We start from the raw sequence: 23,283 nt of genomic DNA on the forward strand, positions 1-23,283 counted from the left end.
TAAAATGAATAATGCCAGCATCGATAAAAGCCATTCTAGTGCCATGTTAATGTCCAGCTCGCAGGAACGCTGGACCAAGTTGGTTTCACAAACGTATTTCCCACTGACCCTGAATTACGGGAACCCGGAAGCACGCTTTCAAGGATCTTTGAAAGTATGGAAGGCGGAAGGCAGTGATTTTTCACTATCGAGACTGTGTTCTTACCAAGCAGAGTACTCACGCTGCCAGGCGCAAATAGCACAAGATGACCACGCTTCTTTTCTGGTCACAATTCCACTGCGCACCCATGTGTTCTTTACTCAACACGGCCGTAGTCTGAATTGTCCCCCAGGTCATTTTATTGTTGAACAGGGGGATGCCCCTTACCGCTTTGGCTATGAATTACCTAATGATATGTGGGTATTCAAAGTTCCTAGTCAATCGATGAAGCACAGAATTCGCAGGCCTGAACGATATTCGCAGCACTGTTTTTCAGCAGAAAAAGGTATTGGCTGTGCCTTTGTAGAATTCTTAATGATCTGCTCTCAAAGGGTCAATGAATGCAGTATCAATGACCAGAACCGCTTGTTTGAGCAGGCGTTAAATATGCTAACACTCGTCTTAGAGCAGGATGAGCGTGTTCTTAATAGTGATCAGTCGCACCTCAAAACCGCACATCTTATGCGTATCGAGCGCTATATTTCTGCCAACCTTGGTGACCCTGATTTGACACCTGCTCGTATCGCCCACTACAGCGGCATTTCATTACGTTATCTGCACAAACTATTTTCCGGTTCGGGCTATACCGTGCGTGAATGGGTAAAGGTGCAGCGCCTTGAAGCAGCCCATCGAGACCTGGAAGCGACGCCCACTGGTATTAATATCGGTGAGATCGCTTATCGCTGGGGGTTCTCCGATCAGGCACAATTCTGTCGAGCCTTCAAACAGCATTATGGCTACTCGGCCAGTGAACTGCGGTTTCAGGTAGTTTAGGTATTTCTAGAGCTTCTCCCCCCAAAAAATAAACTTAAATCAGTGCGAGGCAATGTTATGACCAGACCCCAAGCAAGCAGTCAGCGACAAATAGATAACGATCAAGTAATCGTCACCCGTTGGGACTTCCCTCCTGAAGCAGAAACCGGCTGGCATCGTCACGATCATGATTATGTGATTGTGCCAATTCATGACGGCAAGATGTTACTCGAAACGCCAGAAGGCAACCGTGAAGTGATGCTACAAGCAGGTGTATGCTACAACCGTGTAGAAGGCACCGAACATAATGTCATCAATATTGGCGAGAACGCTTTTTCTTTTGTTGAAGTTGAACTGAAGTAACGCAGGCAGCCTCAAGTAAGCTAAAGGCTTGAGGCGTTTTCCTTCGCTTTTAGGCTTATCAAACGCGTTGTTCCCCTCTTGAAAAGAAAACTGTGTGCCTCGGGGTTAATGCATTGCGAACTTGCTGCCCCAGGCCCGCACTGGCTGAGACGCCGTAGGGAGAAGCGTTTCTGCGAAAAAAGATCATGGGTTTCTTGGGAGACGTAAAGCGGAATGACCATTAAGGAGCTATGCCGTCAGAATGGTTGTCCGTAAGCCAGTTACTATTGCTATCGATAAGCCCTGAAAAGCCCTGTTGAGCTCCCACCATGAGATAGACCTCATTCCATCAGCCTCGCCATTTTTGAGCAGCGAGTCACATTTTTGGCGTGGTATAAACTAAAGTCGGGGTTTCTGGCATGAGTTCGATGGCAGTAACCTATGGGTATAAAACGCGAATAGTTGTTCGTCTTGCGAACTTAAATTATAAGTACTCTAACCCATGAAGAGTCCACTATGAAAAAAATTCTAAACGCTCTTTGCACTGCCACCTGCGGTGGTGCCGTCGCACTATCTCTCTCCGTATCCACTGCTCAGGCGCAGGATTGGCCCACTGATGATGTACGCTTGGTGGTTCCCTATGCGCCTGGTGGAACTACTGATGTGTTGTCACGTCGTGTGGCCGACTTGCTGCAGGAAGAGCTCGATACCAATGTGGTGGTAGAAAACCGCCCAGGGGCTGGCTCTACTGTTGCTACTGGCCGTTTGGCTCGCGGTGGTCGTGATATCGATCACACCATATTAATGGCGTCACCTGGGCATACCATTGGCGCTGCTATTTATCCTGGTCTCACCTACGATCCGGTCGAGGACTTCGTATTCATTCAGAATATGATTGATATTCCTAACGTGATGGTGGTGCCTGCTGACAGTCCTTACAACAGCGTGCTTGAGTTTGTTGAGGCAGCGAAAGAACAGAATATGACCTTTAGCCACAGTGGTGTGGGTAGTTCTATCCACATGTCTGGAGAGCTGTTTAAGACGCTGACTGAAACCAATATGACTGCGGTACCTTTTGCTGGCAGTGGTGCAGCCTTACCAGCCTTACTGGGAGGTGATGTCGATGTCTCTTTCGAGAACATGCCGACTGTGTTCTCGCATATTCAGTCCGGCGATTTGAGAGCGCTGGCGGTTACTTCAGCTGAGCGTTCTGAATTTCTACCAGACGTGCCAACCCTCAAGGAAATTGGTGAGTATAACCTCGACCAGTTTGTCACTACCGCTTGGTTTGGCCTGATTGCCCATCACTCTTTCCCCAAAGAAGCGACAGCTGCCATGCAAAAAGCGTTGCAAGAGGTGATGGAGCGTGAGGAGTTCACTAGCTTTGTCGAACAGCTGGGTGCAGAAAAAGGCACTATCGCTGGTGATGAGTTCAAAGCTTTCATCACTGATGAAGTTGCTCGCTGGGACGAAGTAGCGACTGAAGCCGGTATTCGTCAAGAGTAAGTCATTGGCTAGTACATAGCATGGTGAGGCGGGGGTTACGACTCTCGCCTCAATTGGTTTCCTTGTAGAGCTTTTTTACGTCTTTACGTTGAGAGATTACCCCGATGACGAAGTTTCACTCTACCGGTGGCACGTTGATCAAGGATCCGTGGGATGTAGTCGCCGGGGTTATGCTGCTGGGCTTTTCCCTGCTGCTGCTTTTCTATCTGGTTCCCAATTACATTGGTCAACCCCCCATCATGCAGAATCCGATGATGTCGCCGCGTTGGTTGCCAAACATTGTGGGCTGGTTGCTGCTGGTGTTCTCGGTACTGATGATTATTCAAGGTGTGCTAATTGCTGACGATGCGGAGGATAACGGGCGTCGCTTTGAACGCGGTCCATTATTGCGCTTTGCTCTGATGGCACTATCTCTGATTGTTTACGCTGGCCTGTTTGAAATGTTAGGCGCGGTAATCAGTGGCATCCTCGCCACTTTGATACTTTTCATCGCCCACCCGGTGCGTACTTGGTGGGTTTACGGTCTAGCTATCGTTTTCCCGGCGGGCGTGACGCTACTGTTTACGGGGATTATGAACGTGCCGCTGCCGATGTGGCCGTTCTGAGCTCACTGCCACCTTTAAGATCTGGTGATTTATGGAAAACATTACAGAAGTACTGCAGCTGTTTCTGGCCACAGAGAACTTTGTGGCAATAGCTGTAGGGGTGGTGATTGGCGTTACTGTTGGCTCTATCCCGGGTCTTACTGCCACTATGGCGGTGGCCTTGGCACTACCGTTTACTTTTTCTATGGAGCCGGTCGCGGCCATACTGTTGTTGGTAGGTATTTATAAAGGTGGTATGTATGGCGGCTCAATCACCGCTATTTTGATTCGTACGCCGGGTTCGCCAGCTTCGGCCTGTACGTTACTAGATGGCTATCCGATGGCGCAGCAAGGAGAAGCAAAAAAGGCGCTCAAGATGGCGCTCTATGCGTCGGTGATTGCGGATTTCATTTCTAATATTGCATTGATCTTTTTTGCTGCTTATTTAGCCAAGATTGCACTTAACTTCGGTGCGCCGGAATTCTTTTGGCTGATCTGTTTTTCTTTGACTATTATCATCTCGCTTGCCAGTGGTTCAATGATCAAGGGGTTGATTGCGGCTCTTTTGGGCATCCTGCTCTCGTTGGTAGGGCTCGATTCAGTGTTTGGCTCGCAGCGCCTGACCTTTGGCAACTACAATCTGATGGACAGTATCTCGTTCATTCCGCTATTGATCGGTCTGTTTGCGATACCTGAAATTATCGAATTTTATCGCAAAAAGGTGATACCTCACCTACGTGCCAAGGCGAGTGGTGCTGGCGTGTCTTTCAGCGAGCTCAAGGGCAGCCTCAAAAGCATCGTTCGAGGTAGTTTGATAGGTGTCATTATCGGCGCTATCCCAGGCACTGGGGCAACTGCAGCGGCTTTCATCTCGTACAGTGATGCCAAGCGTCGTTCGCCTCACCCAGAGCGCTTTGGAAAGGGAGAAGTAGAAGGTGTCGCTGCTTCCGAAGCAGGAAACAACGGCGTCGCTGGAGCCACGCTGATCCCACTGCTGTCATTAGGAATTCCCGGCGATGTGATCACCGCCATTATCCTGGGAGCCTTCATGGTCCATGGGCTGACCCCTGGCCCACTGCTGTTTCAGGAAAACCTGCCGCTCATCTATGCACTTTTCCTCGGTATCATGCTCAGTTCCGTGATCTTGTTATTTGTGGGGAATGCGGCAATCCGTTACTTCTCCCTGATCGCAGATATTCCCAAATCGATTCTTTTTCCGATTGTGTTGATGTTCTGCGTATATGGGGCTTATGCGGTCAATAATGATACTTTCGATGTGTGGTTGATGTTGGCTTTTGGGGTTCTGGGTTATGTGTTTAATCGTACCGGTATCCCGGCTGCTCCCTTCCTAATAGGCTTTATTTTGGGGCCTATGTTCGAGGATAACCTGCGTCGCTCGCTGTTAATCGGTTCCAACGATCTGTCGATTTTCGTGCGTGGTCCGATCACCTGGTTCTTCATCGCTCTAACCTTAGGCTCCATATTGCTGGCCCTTTATCGTTTTATTACCTCGCGGCAAAAAGCGAAACAGAGTGCGAGTGAGCCTGGGGCGGGAGCGTGATGCTGTCGACCTTACGCTAAGTGGTGTTTTGCCTTAAGCCCGCGAAGTGGGCTTAAGGCGCAAGGAAATCGAGCCGGCCACCGTAGGGTGCCGGCTTTTTTTTACTAGTGAGGTGGAGCCAACCATGAGTTCCCGCATAAAGATGCCAGTTACAAACGTATGGTCTAGCCGTTTGCTAGCGGGTGTGGCAGTGCTAACCGTGGTGCATTTGTTGAGTGGCGCAACGTGGGTCGCAAGCTTGGCTCAACTACTTTTGGCAGGCTTTCTAGTGCTTGGTTGGATCCGTTTTAGCGCGATGGCTCGCATGCTAGCGTTGGCCTGTGTTGCAGTGTCATTTTTTGCACTGTGGCGACTTCCTTCTCCTTGGGTAGTGCTTTATGAGGCGGCTAATGGCTTTGTCTTTCTGGCGGCGTTCATGACGGCACTTGCGGTGCTGCGCTTGCCGGCTTATCGGTCGAGACTCATTCGCCGCTGTGGACAGAGCCTACTATTGCAGCCTCCCACATGGCGTTATCCGATGCTCTCGTTGGGTTCTACCCTATTCGGTATCGTGCTCAACTTTGGCGTGTTGAACTTGTTCATGTCGATGATCGATAAGGCTAATACTCTCGGCTCGGCCCAGGGACGAGTGTGGCTGCAGGAGGTGCGTCGCCGACGCATGCTCTTGGCAACCTTACGCGGCTTTACCCTGGCACCTCTGGTTTCCCCGTTAGGTATCGGCGTTGCGGTGGTTTTGGGTAATCTGGAACCGCTGACCTGGGGTGAGCTCTTTCCTTATGTGCTGGCATCGGCAGTCGTGTTATTTCTGATGGGGTGGGCTTGTGATCAGATTGCTGGTCCTCGTCCGAGAGCCAGCGCAGCAGGGAGTGAGAGGCCCTCATTGATGCCGCTAGTAGCTTTTAGCCTGCTGCTGCTGGCTCTGGTCCTGCTTGTTTTTGCACTTGCCACCATGCTATCTCTGCGATTGCCTCAGGCTGTTGTGATCGGTGTACCACTGGGAGCATGGGTATGGTTGGCCTGGCAGTGCCGTGATATTGGGCATGCTGGCGTGGGGTCAGCCACTGCTTTGCTCTCCCGTCGTCTGCCTGATGTACTGGGTGGGATTGGTAATGAGGTCGTCGCGCTGGGTTCAGGTGCTTATCTTGGGTATCTCAGCGTGGCGCTGCTTAATCCGGCCCAGCTCGATGGGGTGGCATCACTCCTTATCGCTGCTGGCAACTGGTTGCCAGCACTCGCGCTCTTACTGATCGTGGTGCTTGCCCAGATAGGCGTCAATCCCATTATCAGCGTGACCTTCTTAACCAGCATGGTCGCCCAGGTAGGGCTAGAGGGGGTGTCATTGCCGCTGTTGGCGGCGGCGATGCTGGTGGGGTGGTCATTGACGATGGTGTCGTCGCCGTTCACGGCGGCAATGATGATTATGTCGCGCTTCACAGGTATAACGGCGGGTCAAATTGGCCTGCGCTGGAACGGAGCATTCCTGGCGGCCTCGTTGATGATGGCCGCCGTACTTTTTCGATTAGCAAGCTGAGCTATTGCCTCAACCTACCGTGACACCACCGCAAACGAATAATGTTTGTCCCGTGATGAAACTGCTGCGTGGGTCGCAGAAGAAACTAACTGCTTGAGCAACATCGTCGGGTTGCCCCATACGCTGGACAGGGATGTTCTCAATGATACGGCGCGCACGCTCTGAGTCGGGTGGGTTGTTCTCCCAGAATGCTGTCGTGGCAATAGGTCCTGGTGCCACACAGTTAACCGTAATGCCATCAGCAGCTAGTTCTAGCGCCCAAGTGCGGGCCATCGACTGTAATGCTCCTTTCGTCGCGCTATAAAGAGTGCGGGCCTCCTTGCCGAGCACCACGCGACTGGCGTTCATAACAATGCGTCCCTGGCCATGCTGCCGCATATAGGGAAGAAGAGACTGAGTACATACCAACGCGGAGCGCACGTTGAGATGCATCAAAGAATCGAAGTCCTCAATACGAGTGTCGTCGAGAAGCGCAGGACGCACTATGCCAACATTATTGACAAGACACGTCACCGGGTGGGCGTCAGCAATTTTTTCGAGCACTTGGCGGGTCGCATCAATATTACTCAGGTCGACTAGGTGTGCATCGGCCTTTAATGATTCTGCCTCTGGCGCCTCAATGTCGAGGACAATGGTGCGATAGCCATCTTGTTGCAAGCGCAACGCAATGGCTTGGCCGATGTTGCGGGCACCGCCGGTGACGATAGCAAAGGGTTGTGGCATGGTTACATCCTTCTAGTTAAAGGCGCGTAGGGCGGAATAGCGGACGAGGGGGATGAATGACCCGGCGGCAACGGGGAGGCCTACGGTCATCAGCAAACACCCGCTATTGAGCGTCGCGAATCATGTTGCGCGAGATGATTACCTGTTGGATTTGGGTGGTGCCTTCATAGAGCCTGAATAGGCGTACATCGCGATAGAACCGCTCAACGGCGTATTCGCTTATATAGCCAGCGCCGCCATGAATTTGCACACCGCGGTCGGCGACCCTGCTGCACATTTCGGTAGCGAACATCTTTGCGCAGGAGGCCTCGGTGCTAACGTTCTGGCCCTCATCACGCTTGCGTGCGGCATCTAGAACCATGCAGCGAGCGGCATAAATCTCGGCCTTGGAGTCGGCCAGCATGCCCTGGATAAGCTGGAATTCGGCAATAGGCTTGCCAAATTGTTGGCGTTCCATTGCAAAGCGTAGAGAGTCATCTAGAACACGCTCAGCGGCCCCTACGGCAATGGCGGCAATATGCAGGCGTCCCTTATCCAAAACTTTCATGGCGGTCTTAAATCCGACGCCTTCTTGTTCGCCAATCAGTGCGCTGACCGGTACGCGTACATTATCGAAGATTACATCAGCGGTGTGAGCGCCTTTTTGGCCCATCTTCTTATCGCGTTTACCAATGGTAATGCCGGGGGTGTCGGCTTCAACGATAAAGGCGCTAATGCTCTTGGCGCCTTTGACCTCCAGGTTAGTGCGTGCCATTACGGTAAAAATACCGGCATGCGGGGCGTTGGTGATGTAGCGTTTGGTACCGTTAATCAAGTAGTTGTCGCCATCTTTTATAGCGGTAGTGCGCAGCGAGGCGGCGTCAGAACCAGAGTCGGGCTCCGTTAGGCAGAATGCACTCAGAATCTCGCCGCTGGCCAATCGGGGCAAGTAGTTAGCTTTCTGCTCGTTGGTGCCGTCTAGCAGGATGCCGATTGAACCGATGCCGTTGTTAGTACCGATGAAGGAGCGGAAGGCGGGAGATGTCCTGCCCAGCTCGAAAGCAATATTGACTTCTTCCTCCATGGTCACACCAAGACCACCATATTCTTCGGGAATAGTGAGCCCAAAGAGACCCATATCACGCATCTGTGAGGCAATGTCATCGGGGATTTCATCGCTTTCAGCTATTTCTTCCTCACGTGGAATTAACGCTTCTTTAACAAAGCTACGTATGGAGTCGAGCAGGAGCTGCATGGTTTCCTGGTCACGAATCATGTGTGCCTCTTAATGTAAGGTAAGTAGATCGTTGGAGTAGTGGGTTTTACGAGATCTGGGTCTTTATATCGTTGACCAACTGGACTAATTGGGGCCCGATAGACTCTTCCAGCTTTTCCCGTGATATCTGGAACTCAGGGCCACCACAGTTGAACGACAGAATTCCCAACTGCGGGTGATGGAGGGGCACCGCAACGGCATTCACTTTTCGTTGCCATTCTCCAATCGACAAACAGTAGCCGTAATCGGCGTAGTCTCGAAAAGCACGTTCTAATGCTTTGCGAATAACAGGCCAGTCGCAGGGATAAGACTCCCGTAGGTGGTCCATTAGCGTGTCTGTCTCTTGTGGAGGTAGAGCAGCCAAATAGGCGCGTCCCGCCGAGCTTTGGTGAAGAGGAAGACGCGTACCGGTTTGGCGACGGATGGTGGAACGTAGAGAACTCTGAACCACATCTAGATAAACCATGTCTAGGCGATCTCGGGCAGACATGGCCACTGTCGCACCGACTTCGTCGGCGAGATTTACCATCAAAGGTTGGGCAATCGCGCGAATTGGCAGGTTGGATAGCATGGAATAGCCAAAGGCCATAACGCCCACATCCAATTGATACTTCCCTCGTGATATAGAGCGCAGATAGCCCAGCCGGGCGAGAGTATGCGTGAGCCGGCTAACGGTGGGGCGTGGCAGCCCCGACTTCCTAGCCAGATCGAGGTTGCTTAGGGCACTCTCGCTTGGAGTGAAGCAGCGTAGTAGTTCAAGCCCTCTCGCCAACGCAGTTACGAACTGCCGGTCTTTCTCCTGCTCGCCCGCCGCATTCATCGGGTCTATTACGATCTGAAAATCGCCCTGATTGTCTGTTGTCTTCACCGATTTCTGCCTCGTTAGAGGTTTTTGGACAGATTGATTTTGCAGCTTGTTGTCGATAAATGTCAATCATGCAGTCTTAATGTCCGTATGGCGGACATTTTAATGTTGCAATATAGAGCGTTTTAGAAATTGTGTATTTATTATAAGTATTTGATAAATATGTATTTTTATTATGGTTGTTTTTCGATAGATTGACAGTTATTCCAAAAGCTGTGTAAGTTTTATCTCTTATCAAAACATTTGTCCGTAATGCGGACATTATTGGTGGCGAAATTTTGAATGATAAACAAACAGCGCTCTTCCGAGGTCTATCTTGCCTCGCTTGATGATGGGGTGGCGGTGGTTCGTATTGATCGGCCGCATGCCAAGAATGCTCTCAATGGAACGGTGAGGTGCCAGTTAGCCGAGCTTTTTTCGTCTCTAACCCGGCAGGATGAGGTGAGAGTCATTGTACTGACCGGGGGCGAGCAGGTGTTTGTTGCAGGTGCTGATGTAAAGGAGTTTGCTGAGGCTTCTCCGACTGAAATGCATCTACGCCACAATGAGCGTTTCTGGGAGCCGGTGGCACGCTGTCCTAAGCCAGTGATCGCCGCAGTTAATGGGTTTGCTCTGGGAGGTGGCTGTGAGCTTGCCATGCACTGCGACATCATCATCGCGGGGGAGTCGGCACGGTTTGGGCAGCCAGAGGTAAAGCTGGGTCTAATGCCTGGTGCGGGTGGGACGCAACGGCTAGTACGAGCAGTAGGGAAATTTCAGGCCATGCGCATGCTGATGACCGGCTGCATGGTATCAGCGGCAGAGGCGTTGGCCATGGGACTGGTTAGCGAAGTGGTGAGTGATGATCGGACACTGGAACGCGCCACAGTACTGGCACAAGAAATCGCGCATTTGCCTGCTCTAGCGCTAGAGCACATCAAAGAAACGGTGCTCATGGGGGCTGATCTGCCCTTAGAGAGCGCTTTGGTTCTCGAACGTAAAGCTTTTCAGCTGCTTTTTGACACTGTGGATCAGAAAGAGGGGGCTGCTGCCTTTATCGAGAAGCGCAAACCGAGCTACCGAGGAGAACCCTAATGGCGAGAAAAGTGAACCGGCTGGGGATTGTCGGCACAGGAGTGATGGGGGCTGGAATAGCCCAGATCGCTGCGCAGGCAGGGCTGGAGGTCGTGCTGTTTGATAGCCGCGATGGGGCAGCCCGTGCTGCACGTGATGGTTTGCAAGGAACGTTCGATAAATTGGTTAGCAAGGGCAAAGTATCGCGGGAGTTTGCTGGAGCCGCTTTGTCTCTTCTTACCATCGCCGAATCGATGAAGTCTTTTGCGGATTGCGATGTGGTTATTGAGGCAATCGTCGAGGATCTGGGAATCAAGCAGAGCTTATTTGGCGACCTCGAAGCGATCGTTTCGCGAGATTGTATCCTCGCTACCAATACCTCTTCACTGTCAGTCACCGCTATTGCTGCGGAGCTAACTTATCCTAGTCGAATGGCCGGCTTTCACTTCTTCAATCCTGTTCCACTGATGAAGGTCATTGAGGTGATCGGGGGAGTCAATACCGATGAAACTGTCGTTAATACACTGCTGGAGTTGGCAAGCCAACTTGGACATGCTGGTGTGCGTGCTCAGGACTCCCCAGGCTTTATTGTCAATCATGCTGGACGTGCCTACAGCACGGAAGGCCTGAAGATTTTAGAAGAGCAGGTGGCGCCGCCTGACGATATCGACCGGATTCTTCGCGAGGAGGCTGGTTTCCGAATGGGGCCACTCGAACTTTTTGATTTGACTGGCCTTGATGTTTCGCACCCTGCAATGGAGTCGATTTTCACGCAGTTCTATCACGACCCGCGTTATAGGCCTTCTTATATATCCCGGCAAATGTTGAAAGGGAATCGCCTGGGCCGCAAGACGGGGGTGGGCTTTTATCGCTATGAAGGTGGACAAAAAATCGCCGCGCTGGCGCCACAGCCTGTGCCCACGATCAGTGATTTTCCGCCGTTCTGGGTGGGATGTGAGGATATCGACCTACGTGAGCAGGTCGTGTCACTGCTGGTGTCGCTTGGCGGGCGAGTAGAAAGGACAGATTCACCATCGGAAGAAGCGCTCTGTTTACTACTGCCCTTTGGTGATGATGCGGTGAGTGCGAGTGCGTATTTCGGTGTCGACCCTGAACGCACACTCTGCCTTGACACATTTATGGGGCTGGAGCGGCATCGCACACTGATGATGACACCCGTCACGCGACAGCAGATATGCGACGCTGCTCACGCATTATTGGCCTCTGATGGAACCGGAGTGACCGTGATTCGTGACAGCGTGGGGTTTGTCTCTCAACGTGTGCTGGCCGCAGTGGTTAATCTAGCCTGTGATATTGCTCAGCGTGGGATTGCCACGCCTACCGATATCGATAATGCCGTTAGATTGGGACTTAATTATCCCTATGGACCGTTGGCATGGGGAGATGCGTTAGGCCCGAAGAGGTTGCTTGCCATTCTTGAGCGTATCAATGCCTTAACGGGGGATCCTCGCTATAGGCCAAGCCCGTGGCTGCGGCGTCGCGCAACGCTTGGCGTATCACTGTTACATGAAGCACCGAGTGTTCGGTGATGTTGAGGTTGATTATGTTAGTTGAAACGAGGTGGGTGTCATGGGAGCACTGACGGGAATTCGTGTGCTTGACCTAAGCCGAGTACTGGCTGGCCCCTGGTGCAGCCAAGTATTGGCCGATCTTGGCGCGGATGTCGTCAAGGTAGAGCGCGTAGGGCGAGGCGATGACACGCGTGCTTGGGGCCCGCCATACATGAAAGATACTCAGGGTAACGAGACTCCGGAAACCTCGTATTACCAATCCTCCAATCGCAATAAGCGCTCGGTGGCTGTCGATATTACCACCGCAAAAGGGCAGGAAGTTGTTCGTGCACTGGCGGCTGAGAGCGACGTGCTGGTCGAGAACTTCAAAGCGGGCTCCCTAAAGAAGTATGGGTTGGATTATGAATCACTCTCCAATCTCAATCCGAGGTTAATCTACTGCTCCATTACGGGGTTTGGCCAGACAGGGCCTCGTGCGCAGGAACCTGGCTATGATTTCATTATCCAGGGAATGGGGGGGCTCATGAGCATCACCGGGGAGCGTGATGGCGTTCAGGGTGGCGGCGCGCAGAAAGTAGGGGTGGCTGTCACCGATGTGATGACAGGGCTTTACTCGGTTATTGCCATTCAGGCTGCGCTACTGGCACGTGAAAAATCTGGTCGCGGCCAGCATTGCGACATGGCGCTGCTGGATGTGCAGGTGGCGGCATTAGGCAACCAGAGCCAGAACTATCTAAGTACAGGCGTTTCACCTGGGCGCTATGGTAATGCGCATGCCAACATTGTGCCTTACAACTCCTTTCGTGCCAGTGATAAGGACTTCATTATTGCTTGTGGCAACGATTCTCAGTTTGCCGCGCTGTCCAGCGCTATTGGGTTGCCAGAGCTTTCTGCTGATCCTCGGTTTTCAAAGAATCAAAGTCGGGTCAGAAACAGAGATGCGATCACCCAGATTCTCTCAGAGCATTTTAAACGCGATACAGCTGAAGCGTGGGTAAAAAAAATCAGCAACGTTAGGGTACCTGTAGGGCTAATTAACGATATTGCCGACGCACTAGCAGAGCCCCAGGTGGATGCCCGTGGCATGCTGGTTAATATCCCCCATTCTCTGAATCCTGACTTTAAGATGGTGGGTAGCCCAATCCATCTTTCCGACACGCCCGTAGAGTACAGAAGACCAGCACCACTGCTGGGACAAGATACTAACGATGTACTCACCGAGTATCTTGGTCTTTCGCCAGAGCAGTTATCGCAGTTGAAAAATGACGGCGTACTGGGATAACCCATGCCTCCAAGTCGCCGACGACGGCTTGGTGGGTGATCTTTGCGAGGTTCTGCCAGGGCTCAAGGGTAAGCTGTAATGTTAAACACCAATTAAATATTATTAGATGGAAGTGCATAATGAACGATACGATTAAGTTATTGAAATCTCATCGCTCAATTAGAAAGTTTGAAGAGCGGGAAATTTCGCCGGAGTTATTGATAGAACTGATTCGTACAGGGCAAGCAGCAGCAACCTCCAGCCATATACAGGCATATAGCATAATACATGTCACCGATAAGCATTTACGCGATCAGCTAGTCGAACTGACAGGTGGGCAAAAATACGTAGCGAGCAGCAGTGATTTCCTAGTCTTTTGTGCCGATATGAAGCGTCCACTTGAAGCGGCGAGAAGCACAGGAGAAAACGTCGTGAGTGGTATGACCGAGCAGCTTTTGGTTGCTACGGTAGACGTTTCACTGGTAGCACAAAACATTGCGATTGCGGCGGAGTCAGAAGGGCTAGGAATTTGCTACATAGGAGGTATACGCAATAATCCACAAGCCGTGAGCGAACTGCTAAGTTTGCCACACCATGTATATCCTGTATTTGGTATGTGTATTGGTTATCCTGCACAAGATCCAGATATTAAGCCGCGGTTACCCGTTGAAGCTATCGTCAAAAAGAACAGGTACAGCGATGATTCAGAACATGTGAATGCTTTTAATCTCACCATGCATCACTATTACCAGACCCGCAAAGGGGGAAATAAAGTTTCAGACTGGTCTCAGAGTTTAGCCCCACTTTTTAATCAAAAGCTGCGTTCGCATATGCAAGAATTTCTTATTGATAAAGGCTTTGAAATGAAGTGAGGAATAGTTTTCAGATCTAATAGACAGTCTATCGCCACTCTTTTGTGTGGCTGGCTGTTTGATACAAGCTTATATCCAGCTGTTTATGGCGAGCCGTCTAGTTGAGTGTTTGATACAGGCGGCTTGCTTGGCTGGTTTAACGGATGATCGCCGTTACGAAGCCACGGTCATCAGGTTTTAACCTTTCATTTTAGCCTTTTCCTTCCATCAGTGCCCCCTCATTGAAATAACCTTACTAGCACATAGCCAATATAGTATGTTGTTCGAATAGCGCCCAATTGAGCGATTTTCAGACATTATGAAGACAGATTAAGCACTAAACGACACGTTATTATAGGCATAACGACTTCCGACGATGACGTAATGCCACGAAAGGAGATGAGCAGTGGGACAACCAAAAGTAACGGTCCTTCACGGACCTAATTTAAATCTTTTAGGCGTTCGTCAACCAGACGTTTACGGCTATGAGACGCTGGATGATGTTAATAACGCTTTGGCTGAAACAGCTGAGAAGCAGGGCTGGGATATAAGCTGTTTTCAAAGCAATCACGAGGGCGAATTGATTGACGCCATTCATGCGGCGCGTCTCGATGGCACGCTGGCTATCATCATCAACCCGGCCGCCTATACCCATACGTCTGTCGCTATCCTCGATGCGCTCAATGCCTTTGAAGGTAGGGTCATTGAGGTGCATATCTCAAATGTCCATAAACGCGAAAGCTTCCGTCATCACTCCTATGTCTCGCAGCGGGCAGATGGGGTCATTGCGGGGCTTGGGACGGAGGGTTACCAGGCCGCTTTAAACGCCATTATAAAATCTTGCGTTTAAACGGTACGCGAAGCCGTACGAGGGCAAAAAGCAGTGCAAAGACCATAAAGATATCTCCTTCATGAAAAGCTGCGTAACGCTTGTGACCCGACGCTATACCTTGGTAGTAGCTTACGCCAAGTAGCGCGTACATCTGCCTGGCTTAAGAATGAATAATTATTTGAAATGATAAGGTTTTTACCGATGTTAACGAGAGGGGAGGCTTAGCCTCCCCTTTTGTATGCGTGCTTGGTGGGGTTTGACGAGTGAATATGACGGGAGTAAATTGTTCGCACTACAAATCAAAGTTCGTTATTCGAACTTGTCGAGAGTCACTGCCAGGAGGAGACCTATGGCTGAGTTCTTGAGCTTGCATGACGCGGTAGCGCGCTACGTCGAAGATGGCGCCACCGTTGCCATGGAGGGCTTTACCCACCTGATTCCGTTTGCCGCGGGCCACGAAGTGATCCGTCAGAAAAAGCGCGACCTGACGCTGATCCGCATGACCCCCGATATCATCTACGACCAGTTGATTGGCGCGGGCTGTGCTAAAAAGGTGATCTTCTCCTGGGGCGGTAATCCCGGCGTGGGCTCGCTGCATCGACTGCGCGACGCGGTTGAGAAAGGCTGGCCGCGCAAAATTGAGATTCTTGAGCACAGTCATGCCGCGATGGCCTGCGCCTTTGAGGCTGGGGCTGCTGGCCTGCCAATGGCTGTGCTGCGTGGCTATGTCGGTAGCGAGCTGCCGAGCGTGAATGATCAAATCAAATTTATTGAGTGCCCGTTTACCGGTGAACGCCTAGCAGCGGTTCCTTCTGTGCGACCGGATGTGTCGATCATTCACGCTCAACGGGCGGATCGACAGGGTAATGTGCTGGTGGAAGGTATTGTTGGCGTACAGAAAGAGGCGGTGTTGGCTGCTAAGCACAGCATTGTCACCGTGGAAGAGATTGTCGATGACCTGAACGCTCATCCCAATGCTTGCGTGATCCCAGGCTGGGCGATTAGTGCCGTTGCCGTGGCAGAAAAGGGCGCGCTGCCTTCGTATACCCATGGCTACTACGGTCGCAGCAACCGCTTCTATAAAGAGTGGGATGCCATTGCTCGTGACCGCGATACCTTTACTCAATGGATCGACAAGAATATCTACGGTGCAGAGGAGCAAGCCAAATGAGTCAGGAATACACCTCTTCTGAAATGATGACTGTGACCGCTGCCCGTGCGTTAGAAAATGGCATGACCTGCTTTGTGGGTATTGGTCTACCTTCTGAAGCCGCCAACCTGGCACGCCTAACCCACGCGCCTGAGGTAGTGCTGATTTATGAGTCCGGCACCCTGCAAACCAAGCCTGAGATTCTGCCGCTCTCTATTGGTGACGGTGAGCTGTGCGAATCAGCGTTGACCACGGTGGCCGTGCCAGAGATGTTCCGTTACTGGTTACAGGGTGGCAAAGTGAACGTAGGCTTTTTAGGCACCGCACAAATCGACCGCTTTGCCAACCTTAATACCACCCTGATCGGTGATTACAAAGCGCCCAAGGTTCGTTTGCCGGGCGGCGGCGGTGCGCCGGAAATCGCCACCAACGCTGGTGAAGTGTTTATTACCCTGAAGCACTCAAAGCGCGCGTTTGTGAAAGATGTCGACTTCGTCACCACGTTAGGCTTTGGCCGTGATGGCAAAGGACGCGATAACGTTCCCAATATTGGCAAGGGTCCCACGCGGGTCATTACCGACCTATGCGTGATGAAGCCCGACCCGGACACCAAAGAGCTGGTCGTCGTCTCGCTACACCCCGGCGTCACCCGTGAAGACGTGATTGACGCAACCGGTTGGGATATTCGCTTTGCCGAACAGCTGGAGAGCACGCCGGAACCGAACCCCAACGAGCTTGAAATATTGCGCGAACTGAAAGCACGCACCGAGCGTGCCCACGCGGGTGAATAAGGAGCTTTGTATGAGTGATGTCTATTTATGCCACCCGCGCCGCACTGCCGTTGGCCGCTTCGCTGGTACCTTGGCCAGCGTGCGCCCCGATGATTTCGCCGCGACGATTTTTAAAGCCGTACTGGCGGAAGCGCCGGATCTTGACCCTGCTGCCATTGACGAAGTGTTTATGGGCTGCGCCAACCAGGCCGGTGAAGACAACCGCAACGTGGCACGTATGTCGTCGCTGCTGGCGGGCATCCCGACCTCGGTACCCGGCACAACCATGAACCGCCTGTGTGGTTCGGGCATGGACGCGGTCGGTACCGCGTTTCGCGCGATTAAAGCGGGCGAAATGGAGCTGGCACTGGCAGGCGGCGTGGAGTCCATGTCGCGAGCGCCCTACGTGATGGGCAAGGCTGAAGGCGCTTTTGCGCGCGGGCAAAAGATCGAAGATACCACCATCGGCTGGCGCTTTATCAACCCGCTGATGAAGAAAGCCTACGGCGTTGATTCGATGCCAGAAACGGCGGAAAACGTCGCCGAGCAGTTCACTATCTCTCGGGAAGATCAGGATGCCTTTGCCCTGCGCTCTCAGCAGAAAGCCGCTGCCGCCCAAAAAGCGGGGCGCTTTGCCCAAGAGATCACCGCCATCGAGATTCCCCGCCGCAAGCAGGCGCCGCTAATCTTTGATCAGGATGAGCACCTGCGGGAAACCTCCCTGGAAAAACTGGCAGGGTTGCCTACGCCGTTCCGTGAAGGCGGTAGCGTGACCGCAGGCAATGCGTCGGGCGTTAACGATGGCGCGGCGGCGATGCTGGTGGCCAGTGACGCGGCGGTTAAACAGCATGGTCTGACACCGATGGCGAAAATTATTGGCATGGCCACGGCCGGCGTTGAGCCGCGCATCATGGGATATGGTCCGGTACCTGCTGTGCAAAAACTGCTTAAACGCACTGGTATCACCATGGATGATATCGATGTGTTTGAGTTCAACGAAGCGTTCGCTGCCCAGGCACTGGCCTGCATGCGTGACTTGGGCCTTAAAGACGACGATCCACGCGTCAACCCTAACGGCGGCGCGATTGCCCTGGGTCACCCGCTGGGTATGTCCGGTGCGCGCCTGTTAATGACCGCTGCTCATGAGCTGCAAAACAGCGGCAAGCGCTATGCATTGTGCACCATGTGTGTAGGCGTGGGTCAGGGTATTGCCACGCTGATTGAACGCGTTTAACGGAGGTAGCATGGCCTTTCATACTATCAATGGCCGCAGCGTCGCTTACCGATTGCTCGGCTCGGATGTGAATCCACTTATCGTGCTAGCGCATCCACTGGGCATGAGCCAAGCCGTGTGGGACGACATCATTCCCGCGCTGCTACCCCGCTACCGGGTGCTGACCTGGGATCTTCCCGGCCACGGTGCTAGTCAGGCAGCCAGCGGTGCACAAATCACTCCCGCTGATTTAGCCGCTGAGGCTCTAGCATTGGCAGAGCTGGCGGCTGCTGAGCGCTTTCACTTTGCCGGTACGTCCATTGGCGGTGTCGTCGGCCAGCAGTTGATTGCTGAGCATAGCGACCGGCTGCTCTCCGCTACGCTGACCAATACTGGCGCAGTGATCGGCAATTCTGATCTCTGGAACACCCGCGCAGGCCGAGTGCGCCAGGAAGGTCTGGCAGCGATGTCTGAAGAGATCGTGCCGCGCTGGTTTGCACCACAGGCCTTTGAGGAAAGTCCAGCGCTGAAAGCAGGATGGTGCGTACAAATGGGCCGTGGCGACGATGAGTCCTACGCCCAGCTATGCGAAATGCTTGGTCGTGATACGTTCACTGGAAAGCTTTCAGGTAAGAACGCCCCTCATAAGGTCGTTCCTAATAAGGTCAAAGTACAGCTGTTTGGCGGCAGTGAAGATCTGGCCACGCCGCCGGCAACGTTGGAAGCCTTGGCTGCGGAACTCGACGGCGCACCGTTGGAGATATTTGACGGTGTTGGTCATGTGCCGTCGGTAGAAGCTCCGGCGCTGTTCGCGCAAAAGCTTATTGCTGTGCTTTCCGCCGATTTAGGTGACGGTGTGGCGTAAGCCTCCGGACTGGAGGGTCGCAAATAGGTATAGGCAGAGAGAAGTATTTCTATAACCGCATAACCGTCATGCCCACTAAGCGCTAGAGACACACTACGATACTCTAGCGTTTGGTGGGCATGACGTTAGCGTTTCTATAGATTCAACGATATGCCGCGCTCGTTAGCTATTAAGAGCCTGTAAGAAAACGCGGCGGAGTCGATAGAGCAGAGCTGTTATGCGTCACCTTCGTGTATAGATGAAGGATGACCGCATAATGGCTTCACATGGATATCCATATAGGGAAACAGCGGCAAACCGCTAATAAGATCGTGGAGTTCAGCATTGTCACTGACGTCGAAGATGCTGACGTTGGCGTAGCTGCCAGCGATCCGCCATAGGTGGCGCCATTTGCCTTGCCGTTGTAGCTCCTGAGAGTAGGCTTTCTCCTTTGCTTTGATGTCAGCCACTTGCTCGGCGGGCATATCCGCCGGCAGTTTTACGACCATTTCTACATGAAACAGCATTGCACTTCTCCATGGGTAGTTTTGCTACAGGTATTCGCGCTACAGAGTGTTTTTTCGATTTAAATAGGCTTGTCGCCAGCGCACGATTTTAACCTCGGCGAATAGCCCCGCTTGGTGGAATGGATCGGACTCGATGAAGTGCTCGGCCTCCTCGCGGCTATCCAAGTCGACTAGGTAGATACCGCCAGACGCCGTTTCGCCATCATCGGAAAGCTTGGCGCCACAGGCCAATAAGGTCACTACGTTGGCATCCAGATACTCCAGGTGGGCTTGGCGTACCTCCAGGCGTAGTGCCTGCTGGCCGGGCTTGTCGAAAGTTTCGATCAAAAAAGGCATGGGGCAGTCCCGTAAGTCAAGAGTCGTTAAGCGTAGATAAGAATGGTTAGGCGCCGAGGTAGCCCCAGATCAGCATCGCGCTGGCGTAGATGACCCCGAGGTAGATTAGGATCAGCACCATGTAGCCCATCACATCACGTAACTTCAAGCCGGAGATGGCTAACACCGGGAGGATCCAGAACGGCTGAACCATGTTGCTCCATTGGTCACCAATTTGGACGGCAAGCGCCGTGGCTGCCTGGGAAGCACCAAGTTCTGTGGCGGCTTGAACCATAACAGGACCTTGGACAGCCCATTGGCCGCCACCGGATGGTGCCAGCAGGTTGATGATGGCGCCGCTGATAAATGACCAGATAGGCAAGGTTTGCGCACTGGAGATATCAACAAAGGTATTGGCGAACGAAACCACCAGCCCTGACCCCACGAGAATTCCCATGATCCCCGCGTAGAAAGGGTACTGCACGATGATGCCAGAGACGATACGAATCCCATCCGTCAAAGCGGCTAGGTAGTTGGCAGGCGAGGCAAATAGCAATATACCCAAAAACAGGAAGGCGAAATTGATGGTATTAAGGTTCAGCGAACCGCCATCGAATGCATACAGTGCAATATACAGCATGCCTAGCGCGCCAATGCCAATGCCCACCACTTTGCTGCGATTCAAACGTTCGGCGGTGGTGGTTTTTGTGTCGTTGGGAAGCGGAGCTACGGAGGGCTTGGCTACCGTGGTTGGGTCGATTTCGACGATATCTTCGGCGTGCTTGGGATGCAGCCAGGCATTGAAGAAAGGAAGAGTGAGAAGAATAAGAGCGCTGGTGATCAAAAGAATGGGCGAGAAAATTGTTTCGCTCAGTGGGATTAATCCAATCGTATCCTGAAGAAAGTGCCCTTCGGTGGCGATCAGTAGCGGCACGCTGCCAGACAGGCCGATACCATAAAGAGCAAAGCCAGAATACGCCGCAGCGATCACTAGTGGGTAATGTAAGCCTTTCACGTTAAGCGCCAACTTCTGGGCGACTATACCGCCGATGACCAAGCCGAAACCCCAGTTTAGCCAGCTACCGATACCTCCCACCAGAGTGGCAACAACAATCGCGACGAAGGGCGTTGTGACGCGTGCTGCGACGCGGTTGAGTATGCCGTCAACCAAGGGCGTTTTGGCCAGGATATAGCCCGCTAGGAGGATGACCGTCATTTGCATGCTGAAGGCCAGCAAGTCCCAGAAGCCATCGCCCCAATAACGCACCGCATTTAAGGGGCTGGTGCCCTGCATTAACACTGCCAGGAGCATTGTGAGCATGGTTAGAAGGATCGCGATGACGAGAGGATCGGGCATGTAGCGGTTAACGAGCCGGGTGAAGAAATTTGCCAGCGCATTCATAGGAAGCCCTCTTATTGTCGGCGTGCCTGTCATTGTCTACTATGTACGCATAGCGCACATAAGTTCGTTTTTCGTGAGTGATCTTTGACTCACGACTAGTTTTATTCAATGCGACATTTGTCTAGGTTCACTTGAATGATCTCCGAGCCAGACGAAGGAGGAAGTACTGATGCAGGACGATTCATTGCAAGCTGCTGTGGTAGGTGCGGGAACCATGGGCACCACGCTGGCCAAGTTAATGGCGACGCATGGTGTCAAGGTCACTGTGGTTGATACCAACCCGAAGGTATTGGAAGCCAGTCGCTTGAATATGGGGGAGAGTGCCGAGATCATTCGCTTTACCCCAGATTTGGAGGTGGCGAAGAGTGCCGATTTTGTCATCGAGAGCGTGACAGAAGACGTTGCGATTAAGCGAAAGGTCGTGGCGCAAATCGAGTCTGAAGTAGCCGATACTTGTATCATCGTGACCAATACATCGGGTATTCCGATTGATGACATCGGAAGTGCCATGCGGGTGCCGCAACGGTTCCTGGGGACGCACTTCTTTAATCCGGCGGATATCATACCTGCCGTGGAAGTGGTGCCAGGCAGCCATACCGAGGCGGCAGTAGTGGAAAAGGTGTGCGGTTGGCTAAAGCGTTGGGGGAAACGCCCTGCGGTACTGAATACCTGTGTACCTGGTTTCGTCGCTAACCGGATCCAGCATGCGGTGATGCGTGAATGCCTCTCCCTGTTGGAAAAAGGGGTCGTGGAGGCCGAAGCGCTGGATGATATCGTGCAGTACTCCATTGGCGTGCGTATGGCGTTGAATGGCCCTTTATGTCAGCGCGACCTTAACGGGTTGGACACCCATCTGAATATCGCCCATTACCTCTATGCGGATCTCGAAGCACGTCAGCAACCTGCCGCTCTGCTTGAAGAGTACGTGGCCCAAGGTCGCCTAGGTGCCAAGGCTGGGCAAGGTTTCTACCAGTGGAGTGATGAGACGCGGACCCAGCACCAGGCCCGGGAGCGGGAAAACCTGCAACGTATCATTGAAATCGCTACCCAACATGCCGGTGGAGACAAGTTATGAATCAGCCTCGCTGGAAGAAACGTCCTGAAGGTAGCAACTGGGGCGAGTTTGGTCCTGACGATCAACTGGGGCGAGTCAACCTGATCGGCACCGAGCAGGTGCTCAAAGGTGTGAAGGAAGTCCACGAAGGGGTGACATTCTGCTTGTCGCTACCTCTGGATATCCCCGGCGGAAAGGTGTTGAACCCCCGTCGTTCGCCTCCGAAGCTAACTCCGACGGCCTTGGGTGATGACCAGTACATCAACTTTCCCCTGGCGACTCATAGCCCTGCGTTGCATGACGTTATTAGTGACGACCAGGTTCAGCTATCGTTGCAGTACTCCACGCAGTGGGACTCCCTGGCTCACGTGGGCGCTCTGTTCGATGGCGATGGTGATGGTACGCCAGAACGCCGCTACTACAACGGCTACCTGGCCGAGAAGGATGTGCTCGATCTGAGCGGAGAATCGGCCCAGTGGCACGACTCCTATGCTAGACGCCTGGGAGTCGAGACACTGGCAACACATGGCATGCAAGGCCGAGCCGTATTGGTCGATTTGGTGAGAGTTTTCGGTGCGGGAAGAACGCTGGTAGGGCACCTGGAGTTGATGGAAGCGCTGAAACAACTGAACGTGGTGGTGGAGCGTGGCGATATGCTGGTATTGCGCACAGGGTTCGCCGAGGCGTTGTTGGATATGCAGGGTACGCCGCAGCCAGAGGTGCTGAAAAACACCGGGGCAGTGCTTGATGGCAGTGATTCAGCCTTGCTGGAGTGGATCACTGAAAGCGGCATTGCGGCGATCTGCGCGGATAATTATGCGGTAGAAAACTTAGACCGTGAGTTGGCGTCGAGCTGCTGCTCTAAACTTCCATTGCACCATCATTGCCTGTTCAAACTCGGATTGCCGCTGGCGGAGTTATGGTATCTGAAAGATTTAGCGGAATGGTTGCATAGCCGCCAGCGCAACCGGTTCTTGCTAACGGCGCCACCACTTCGGCTGCCAGGCGCCATTGGCTCGCCGGTGACTCCAGTGGCAACCGTATAGTGATGAGTTTGCTGTTGCGCTGGAGAGCGTTAGAGATACCTTCGACAATGGGAGTGCTTACGCCTGGGTGATAAGCTCTTAGGTCTGATCAATTCGACCATTGAGGCAAACTCA

General features: G+C 52.7%; 23 protein-coding genes. 17 read left to right on the forward strand and 6 right to left on the reverse strand.

What is annotated here, in order from left to right:
- Positions 1 to 4 precede the first annotated feature (4 nt).
- The 6 genes from K7H08_RS10100 (at position 5) to K7H08_RS10125 (ending at position 6,476) form a co-directional block, all read left to right on the forward strand.
- On the forward strand, positions 5 to 973 hold the full coding sequence (locus tag K7H08_RS10100; protein WP_231657832.1) for an AraC family transcriptional regulator: 969 nt from the start codon (positions 5 to 7) through the stop codon (positions 971 to 973).
- Between the two features lie 57 nt (positions 974 to 1,030).
- The gene (locus K7H08_RS10105) at positions 1,031 to 1,315 is read left to right on the forward strand and encodes a cupin domain-containing protein (protein ID WP_038479197.1); all 285 of its coding nucleotides are present in this window, start codon (positions 1,031 to 1,033) and stop codon (positions 1,313 to 1,315) included.
- A gap of 495 nt (positions 1,316 to 1,810) precedes the next feature.
- Positions 1,811 to 2,800 carry a Bug family tripartite tricarboxylate transporter substrate binding protein gene (locus K7H08_RS10110; protein WP_231657833.1) on the forward strand — a complete coding sequence of 330 codons (990 nt, stop codon included), beginning with the start codon at positions 1,811 to 1,813 and terminating at the stop codon, positions 2,798 to 2,800.
- Positions 2,801 to 2,904: 104 nt separating this feature from the next.
- Positions 2,905 to 3,405 (forward strand): tripartite tricarboxylate transporter TctB family protein, encoded by a 501-nt coding sequence (locus K7H08_RS10115; protein WP_198348844.1) that lies wholly within the window; start codon positions 2,905 to 2,907, stop codon positions 3,403 to 3,405.
- A gap of 31 nt (positions 3,406 to 3,436) precedes the next feature.
- A complete protein-coding gene (locus K7H08_RS10120) occupies positions 3,437 to 4,945 on the forward strand; it encodes a tripartite tricarboxylate transporter permease (RefSeq protein WP_198348845.1) in 1,509 nt (502 codons plus the stop codon).
- Between the two features lie 124 nt (positions 4,946 to 5,069).
- On the forward strand, positions 5,070 to 6,476 hold the full coding sequence (locus K7H08_RS10125; RefSeq protein ID WP_231657834.1) for a hypothetical protein: 1,407 nt from the start codon (positions 5,070 to 5,072) through the stop codon (positions 6,474 to 6,476).
- 9 nt (positions 6,477 to 6,485) lie between these two features.
- On the opposite strand, the gene K7H08_RS10130 is transcribed toward K7H08_RS10125, so the two are convergent.
- The 3 genes from K7H08_RS10130 to K7H08_RS10140 form a co-directional block, all read right to left on the reverse strand.
- The gene (locus tag K7H08_RS10130) at positions 6,486 to 7,199 is read right to left on the reverse strand and encodes an SDR family NAD(P)-dependent oxidoreductase (RefSeq protein ID WP_198348846.1); all 714 of its coding nucleotides are present in this window, start codon (positions 7,197 to 7,199) and stop codon (positions 6,486 to 6,488) included.
- Between the two features lie 103 nt (positions 7,200 to 7,302).
- Complete coding sequence (locus K7H08_RS10135; RefSeq protein ID WP_231657835.1) at positions 7,303 to 8,454, reverse strand: acyl-CoA dehydrogenase family protein; 1,152 nt, start codon at positions 8,452 to 8,454, stop codon at positions 7,303 to 7,305.
- A gap of 46 nt (positions 8,455 to 8,500) precedes the next feature.
- The gene (locus tag K7H08_RS10140; protein WP_231657836.1) at positions 8,501 to 9,322 is read right to left on the reverse strand and encodes an IclR family transcriptional regulator; all 822 of its coding nucleotides are present in this window, start codon (positions 9,320 to 9,322) and stop codon (positions 8,501 to 8,503) included.
- Between the two features lie 279 nt (positions 9,323 to 9,601).
- On the opposite strand from K7H08_RS10140, the gene K7H08_RS10145 reads away from it, so the two are divergent.
- From K7H08_RS10145 to K7H08_RS10185, 9 genes are all read left to right on the forward strand, one after another.
- Positions 9,602 to 10,393 (forward strand): enoyl-CoA hydratase, encoded by a 792-nt coding sequence (locus K7H08_RS10145; RefSeq protein ID WP_231657837.1) that lies wholly within the window; start codon positions 9,602 to 9,604, stop codon positions 10,391 to 10,393.
- The gene (locus tag K7H08_RS10150; protein ID WP_231657838.1) at positions 10,393 to 11,922 is read left to right on the forward strand and encodes a 3-hydroxyacyl-CoA dehydrogenase; all 1,530 of its coding nucleotides are present in this window, start codon (positions 10,393 to 10,395) and stop codon (positions 11,920 to 11,922) included. Before K7H08_RS10145 ends, K7H08_RS10150 begins: the two co-directional genes overlap by 1 nt.
- Positions 11,923 to 11,962: 40 nt before the next feature.
- Positions 11,963 to 13,186 carry a CaiB/BaiF CoA transferase family protein gene (locus K7H08_RS10155; RefSeq protein ID WP_231657839.1) on the forward strand — a complete coding sequence of 408 codons (1,224 nt, stop codon included), beginning with the start codon at positions 11,963 to 11,965 and terminating at the stop codon, positions 13,184 to 13,186.
- 119 nt (positions 13,187 to 13,305) lie between these two features.
- Entirely contained in the window at positions 13,306 to 14,037 is a 732-nt protein-coding gene (nfsA, locus tag K7H08_RS10160; protein WP_089040414.1) for an oxygen-insensitive NADPH nitroreductase, read from the forward strand.
- Positions 14,038 to 14,422: 385 nt separating this feature from the next.
- Entirely contained in the window at positions 14,423 to 14,866 is a 444-nt protein-coding gene (gene aroQ, locus K7H08_RS10165) for a type II 3-dehydroquinate dehydratase (RefSeq protein ID WP_198348853.1), read from the forward strand.
- Between the two features lie 331 nt (positions 14,867 to 15,197).
- Entirely contained in the window at positions 15,198 to 16,019 is an 822-nt protein-coding gene (locus tag K7H08_RS10170; protein WP_038479192.1) for a CoA transferase subunit A, read from the forward strand.
- Positions 16,016 to 16,789, forward strand: coding sequence for a CoA-transferase subunit beta (locus tag K7H08_RS10175; protein WP_089040417.1), 774 nt, complete (start codon positions 16,016 to 16,018; stop codon positions 16,787 to 16,789). Before K7H08_RS10170 ends, K7H08_RS10175 begins: the two co-directional genes overlap by 4 nt.
- Before the next feature lie 10 nt (positions 16,790 to 16,799).
- Positions 16,800 to 18,002: a 3-oxoadipyl-CoA thiolase gene (gene pcaF / locus K7H08_RS10180; RefSeq protein WP_198348856.1), complete on the forward strand. Its 1,203-nt coding sequence runs from the start codon at positions 16,800 to 16,802 to the stop codon at positions 18,000 to 18,002.
- 10 nt (positions 18,003 to 18,012) lie between these two features.
- Positions 18,013 to 18,846: an alpha/beta fold hydrolase gene (locus K7H08_RS10185; RefSeq protein ID WP_231657840.1), complete on the forward strand. Its 834-nt coding sequence runs from the start codon at positions 18,013 to 18,015 to the stop codon at positions 18,844 to 18,846.
- A 215-nt stretch (positions 18,847 to 19,061) separates the two neighbouring features.
- Here the strand turns inward: K7H08_RS10185 and catC are convergent, their stop codons facing one another.
- From catC to K7H08_RS10200, 3 genes are read right to left on the reverse strand one after another with little or no spacing between them, the layout of a single operon-like run.
- Positions 19,062 to 19,352, reverse strand: coding sequence for a muconolactone Delta-isomerase (catC, locus tag K7H08_RS10190; protein ID WP_089040420.1), 291 nt, complete (start codon positions 19,350 to 19,352; stop codon positions 19,062 to 19,064).
- Positions 19,353 to 19,391: 39 nt separating this feature from the next.
- Positions 19,392 to 19,688 carry a YciI family protein gene (locus tag K7H08_RS10195; RefSeq protein WP_198348858.1) on the reverse strand — a complete coding sequence of 99 codons (297 nt, stop codon included), beginning with the start codon at positions 19,686 to 19,688 and terminating at the stop codon, positions 19,392 to 19,394.
- Positions 19,689 to 19,734: 46 nt separating this feature from the next.
- Positions 19,735 to 21,102 (reverse strand): short-chain fatty acid transporter, encoded by a 1,368-nt coding sequence (locus K7H08_RS10200; protein ID WP_331460285.1) that lies wholly within the window; start codon positions 21,100 to 21,102, stop codon positions 19,735 to 19,737.
- Between the two features lie 136 nt (positions 21,103 to 21,238).
- Here K7H08_RS10200 and K7H08_RS10205 point away from each other — a divergent pair, with 136 nt between their 5' ends.
- Positions 21,239 to 22,144 carry a 3-hydroxyacyl-CoA dehydrogenase NAD-binding domain-containing protein gene (locus K7H08_RS10205; protein ID WP_231657842.1) on the forward strand — a complete coding sequence of 302 codons (906 nt, stop codon included), beginning with the start codon at positions 21,239 to 21,241 and terminating at the stop codon, positions 22,142 to 22,144.
- Entirely contained in the window at positions 22,141 to 23,169 is a 1,029-nt protein-coding gene (locus K7H08_RS10210) for a cyclase family protein (RefSeq protein WP_231657843.1), read from the forward strand. The genes K7H08_RS10205 and K7H08_RS10210 overlap by 4 nt, the downstream gene beginning before the upstream one ends.
- The last annotated feature ends 114 nt before the right edge of the window (positions 23,170 to 23,283 follow it).

The sequence above is a fragment of the Halomonas sp. IOP_6 genome (genome assembly GCF_021151565.1).
GTDB classification, from domain to species: Bacteria; Pseudomonadota; Gammaproteobacteria; order Pseudomonadales; family Halomonadaceae; genus Vreelandella; species Vreelandella alkaliphila.